Annotated in this window: 6 protein-coding genes; all 6 read right to left on the bottom strand. The window is 73.8% G+C overall.

Translation table 11 applies throughout. The features are described from left to right. On the bottom strand, window positions 1-497 hold a 497-nt coding region (locus BKN37_RS25555; protein WP_131823699.1), incomplete at its 3' end, for an HflX-like GTP-binding protein. Between the two features lie 46 nt (window positions 498-543). Further along, complete coding sequence (dapF, locus tag BKN37_RS25550) at window positions 544-1410, bottom strand: diaminopimelate epimerase (protein WP_071029908.1); 867 nt, start codon at window positions 1408-1410, stop codon at window positions 544-546. Window positions 1411-1414: 4 nt separating this feature from the next. After that, entirely contained in the window at window positions 1415-2320 is a 906-nt protein-coding gene (miaA, locus tag BKN37_RS25545; protein WP_071029906.1) for a tRNA (adenosine(37)-N6)-dimethylallyltransferase MiaA, read from the bottom strand. After that, complete coding sequence (locus BKN37_RS25540) at window positions 2317-2997, bottom strand: class III extradiol ring-cleavage dioxygenase family protein (protein WP_071029904.1); 681 nt, start codon at window positions 2995-2997, stop codon at window positions 2317-2319. The genes miaA and BKN37_RS25540 overlap by 4 nt, the downstream gene beginning before the upstream one ends. 24 nt (window positions 2998-3021) lie before the next feature. Continuing rightward, the gene (locus BKN37_RS25535; RefSeq protein ID WP_071029902.1) at window positions 3022-3927 is read right to left on the bottom strand and encodes a DMT family transporter; all 906 of its coding nucleotides are present in this window, start codon (window positions 3925-3927) and stop codon (window positions 3022-3024) included. Between the two features lie 138 nt (window positions 3928-4065). After that, window positions 4066-4974: a DMT family transporter gene (locus BKN37_RS25530; RefSeq protein WP_071029910.1), complete on the bottom strand. Its 909-nt coding sequence runs from the start codon at window positions 4972-4974 to the stop codon at window positions 4066-4068. Window positions 4975-5267 lie beyond the last annotated feature (293 nt).

The raw sequence follows: 5267 nt of genomic DNA, 5'->3' as shown, positions 1-5267 counted from the left end.
ATCTGCGCCAACGCCACCTGCGCCTTGCCTTCGCTGCTGGTGGCGTGCTGGGCGAAAATGTCGAGGATCAGCGCGGTGCGGTCAATCACCTTGACCCGCACCGCCTTTTCCAGCGCGGTCAGCTGCGCCGGGGACAATTCGCCGTCGCAGATGACGGTGTCGGCGCCGGTCGCTAACACCACCTCGCGCAGCTCGATCGCCTTGCCGGAGCCGATGTAGGTCGACGGGTCCGGCTTGTCGCGGCGCTGGATCAGGCCCTCGAGCACCTGCGAGCCGGCGGTTTCGGCCAGCGCGGCCAGCTCCACCATGCTGGCTTGGGCGTCGGCGGCGCTGCCCTCGGTCCACACCCCGACCAGCACCACCCGCTCCAGGCGCAGCTGGCGGTATTCCACCTCGGAGATGTCGGCGAGTTCGGTGGACAGGCCCGCGACCCGGCGCAACGCCGAGCGGTCGTCGAGGGCCAGTTCACCGGTGCTGGGGATGTCGGGATAGCTCATGGTCGATACCCGATGGTGCCCGCACCGGCGCGATTGTGCACCCGAATTAAAGCGCGCACCACCACTCCTCCGCGATGTCGCCGTGGGCCACCAGCACCGATGGCCCGCGCAGGTAGCTGGTGGCGTCGGTGATGGTGACACTCACCTCACCGCCCGGGACACGCACCGCCAGGGTGCCGGTGGTCGCGCCGGCCCAGGCCAGCGCGGCGACGGTGGCGGCCACGGTTCCGGTGCCGCACGACCGGGTTTCGCCGACCCCCCGCTCGTGGACCCGCATCGTCACCGCCCCGTCGTGCGGTGCGGTCAGCACCTCCACGTTCACCCCGTCGGGGAACTGCGCGGCGTCGAAACGGACCGGCGCGCCCACATCCAGGGCGGCCAGTTCGTCGACGGTCAGGTCGGAGTCCACGCAGGCCAGGTGCGGATTGCCGACGTCGATCGCCAGCCCGGCGAACGGCCGGCCGCCGACGATGGCGTCCCCCACCCCCAGCTCGTTGGTCTTGCCCATCTCGACGGTCACCTGGGCGCGGGTCGCGTCGACGGCGTGCATCACCACCGGGCGCGGCCCGGCCAGCGACCCGACCAGGAATTCGTCGCGGTCCTCCAGCCCGGCGGCGCGCAGGTAGTGGGCGAACACCCGCACCCCGTTGCCGCACATCTCGGCGATCGAGCCGTCGGCGTTGCGGTAGTCCATGTACCAGTCGCCGGCGGCGACGCCGTCGGGCAGGCGGTCCAGCACCCCGGCGGCCAGCGCCGCGCCCGCGGTGGTGACCCGCAGCAGCCCGTCGGCGCCCAATCCGCGGCGCCGGTCGCACAGCGCGGCCACCGCCGCGGGGGTCAGCTGCCGTTGGGCGTCGAGGTCGGGCAACAGCACGAAATCGTTTTGGGTGCCGTGCCCCTTGGCGAACCTCACCTGCTCAGGATACGTGTCGCCACGCGGCCAGCACCGCCTCGACCAAGCCCGCCGCGGTGGCGTCCAGCCAGTGGATGCGGTGGTCGCGGCGAAACCAGGACCGCTGCCGCCGCACGTAGCGGCGGGTGCCGATAAACGTCGGTTCCCGCGCGGCGGCGCCGTCGCCGCCCGCGTCCAGGTCGGCGATCACCTGCGCATAGCCGAGCGCCCGGGCGGCGGTGACGCCGTCGCGCAGCCCGCGGCCCAGCAGGGTGCGCACCTCGTCGACCAGGCCGTGCGCGAACATCGTGTCGGTGCGGGCGGCCAGCCGCTCGTCGAGAAGCGCGGTGTCGCAATCCAATCCGATGATCACGGTGTCCCAGCGGGGGGCGCCGATCACCGGGGCCGACGCGGCGAACGGCTGGCCGGTCAGCTCCACCACCTCCAGCGCCCGCACGATGCGTCGCCCGTCGGTGGGCAAGATCGCCGCGGCCGCCGCCGGATCGACGCCGGCCAGCTCGGTGTGCAGCGCGGCGACCCCCACCTCGGCGAGCCGCCGCTCGTAGCGGGCCCGCACCGCCGGGTCGGTCGCCGGAAACGACCAATCGTCCAGCAGCGCTTGCAGGTAGAGCATCGAGCCGCCCACCACCACCGGCACCGCGCCGCGCGCGGCGATCGCCTCGACGTCGGCGGCGGCGGCTGACTGGTAGCGGGCGACGGTCGCGGTTTGGGTGACGTCGAGGACGTCGAGCTGGTGGTGGGCGATGCCGCGGCGCTGGGCGACCGGAAGTTTCGCGGTGCCGATGTCCATCCCGCGGTAGAGCTGCATGGCGTCGGCATTCACGATCTCGCCGCCCAACCGCTCGGCGACGTCGAGCGCCAACGCGGACTTGCCGGTGCCGGTGGGCCCGACGATCGCGATGGGTCTCACGGCTGCCAGACGCCGGCGAAGTAGCCGACCCCGTAGGGGGCGCCGCAGTACAGCTCCTTGGCCGAGCGCGGCCCGGGCTCGGCCAGCCCGGCCAGCGCCGCGTAGCCGACCCGGCCGGCGACCTGGGCGGGCAGGTCGGTCAGGGCGGCGGTGGCGCCACCGGCGAGGGCGTCGTCGAGCCGGTGTTGCAGCTCGCCGTCGCCGGGGCGGTAGCCGCCGGGGGCGGCCGCGGTCAAGGTGGTGGCGCCGTCGGCGAGCACCAGCACCCCGATCGGGTCGGCGGTCGCATCGAGCTCGGCGCGCAGCCGCCGGCCGTGGCCCCGGGCGGCGGCCACGTCGTCGCCGTAGACGCGGACCTGCACGGCGGCGTCGGGGTGGGTCTGCCCCCGCACCCAGCCGGCGACCAGCGCGCACAGCGGCACGGGGACCGGGTCGCCGGCGGCCCGCGGGGAAAGCCGCACCCGCACGTCGGCCCCGAACCCGGCGAACGTGCCGACCAGGTCGGGGCCGACCACGGCGTCGGTGGCGCCGGCGCCGAGCGCAACCCAGCGCGGCGGCAGCGCGGCGGCGGCGGCGAGCACGGCGTCGCGCAGATCGGTCAGCTCGGCCGCGGCGGCACCGACCAGTTCGGGCACCAGCACCGGTGCCGACGGGATGATCGCGATGGCGCCTAACACGCCACCAAATTATCGGTTCGCCGGCTAGGCCGCGGACAGGACCTTGTCGCTGCCCTCGGCGTTGGCCGCCAGGGTGGCCGCTTCGCCGCGGGCCAGCGCCGCGGTGGCTACGACGATGAGCACCACCCCGCCCGCCACCGCCAGGTTCTCCACGCCGCCGGCGTCGATCGTCTCGCCGAGCAGCAGCACCCCCAGCGCCGCGGCGACCATCGGTTTGGCCACCGTCATGGTCGGCATCGAGGCGGTCAGCGCGCCGGCGCGAAACGCCGACTGCTGAAAGATCATCCCGGCCAGCGTCGCCAGCAGCCAGGGAATCAGCTGCGGCGAGGTCAGCACCGCGCCGAACCCGCCGTGCTGCAGCGTGTTGACCAGGACCTTGGTCAGCACCGCGAACGCCGCCAACGAGGTGCCGGCCACCACCGCCAGCAGCACCGCCGCGGCCGGCCGGCCGGCGAACGCCCGGGCGGCCAGCACACAGCCGACCAGCACCGAACCCAGCACCACCGCCACCGCGATCCAGGTGCCGGTGGGGGCGGGCTGCGCCCCGGAGGTCGGGTCACCGACCACCACGACCAGCGCCAGCGCCGCGGCGAGCAGCGCCGCCCAGGTCCATTCCCAGCGGGTCACCCGGTGCCGGGTCAGCCGGGCGTAGATCGGTAAGGCGAACAGCAGCGCGGTCACCTGCAGCCCGGTCACCAGCATCACCGACCCGGCCGCCAACGCGGCGGCCTGCAGCGCGTAATTGGCGACGGCCGCCCCGCCGCCGCCCCACCAGCGCGGATCGCGCAGCGACATCCGGAACAGCTCGAGGTGGCCGACCTCGTCGTCGGTGATCTCCTGCGCGGAGCGCTGCCGGATCACATCGCCGACCGCGGACGCCAGGGCCGCGCACAGCGCCAAAAGCGCCGCGATGATGTTCGCGGGCTGCATAGACGGCCTCCTCAACCCCCGTCCGGCCCGGCCAGCGGTACACCCCCTGTGACCGGGCACGCCAGTGTGGCTGGACAACGTCAAGGTGTGGCGCAGGGCGCGCCGAACTCTGCAAGTTACTGGTGGGAACGATACCTGTCAGCGGCCCGATGACCGGTCAGCGACGGCGGCCATGTCGTCAGGGCGGTCGAGCTGCGCGTCGGCGGCCTCGTCGCGGGCCAGCGCCGCGGTCGCCACGATCATCACGACGACCGCCGCCACCAGGGTCACCCAGCCCACCTTGCCGGGCCGCAGCACCTCACCGAGCAGCGCGACACCAAGCCCCGAGGCCACCACCGGTTCGGTCACCGTCATCGTCGGCAACGTGACGGTCAGCGCGCCGGCCCGAAACGACGACTGCTGAAACACCGTGCCGGCCGTGGCCACCACCAGCCACCCGTACAGTTCCGGTGAGCGCAGCAGCGGCAGCGGGCCGTGGCCGAGCAGGTCGACGACGCCCTTGGTGAGCACCGCGAACAGCCCCCACGACGACGCCGAGACCACCGCCAGCAGCACCGCCGCCACCCGCCCGGGCCGATACCGCGCCCCCAGCATGCACAGCACCACCACCGGCCCGAACACGGCGGCCACCGCGATCCAGGTGCCCAGCGACGCCCGCGACTGACCGGCGGTGGGGTGCCCGGCGCCGACGATGACCGCGACCGCGGCGGCCAGCAGCGCCGCCCACCGCCACTCCGCGCGGGTCACCCGGTGACCGGCCAGGTGTGCGTTGATCGGCAGCGCGAACAGCAGCGAGGTCACCAGCAACGCCTGCACCAGCAACACCGAGCCCAATCCGAGGGCGGCGGCCTGCAACCCGAACCCGGCGGCCGACACCAGGGTGCCCGACCACCACCGGGTGTCCCGCAACAGCCGGGTGAACAGCCCGATGTGCCCGACCGGCTGGTCGGTGACCTCGTGCGCCGACCGCTGGTGCAGCACGTCACCGATGGCAATCAGCAGCGCCGCGCCCAGGGCGAGCAACGCGGCGATATCGGCCTTCGCCAACCGTTGACCTCCTCGCCGACCGGACCGGTGCGCAGAATTATCCACCCACCCGGCGCAGCCGATCACCGCGGCCGACGCCAAGCGGGCAACGCTGGCGCCGTCGAACTGCTTCAATACCCTGTGGGGAGTCCATGGCTCCCCCGGATGGTCGTCGATGGCGCCGCGGTGCGCGGCAGGTGCGCGGGTGTGCCCGCGCGAAGGGTAGGTGACGTAGCGCATGAGTACCGGCAACGATTCGCCCCGCCCGGGCCCCCGTCCGGGGCCGCGTCCCGGCCCGCGGCCCACCATCCACC

It is taken from the genome of Mycobacterium talmoniae (genome assembly GCF_001854525.1).
Classification (GTDB): domain Bacteria; phylum Actinomycetota; class Actinomycetes; order Mycobacteriales; family Mycobacteriaceae; genus Mycobacterium; species Mycobacterium talmoniae.
The sequence above is the reverse complement of the archived record's forward strand: the minus strand, read 5'-3'. Positions and strand labels throughout refer to the sequence as shown.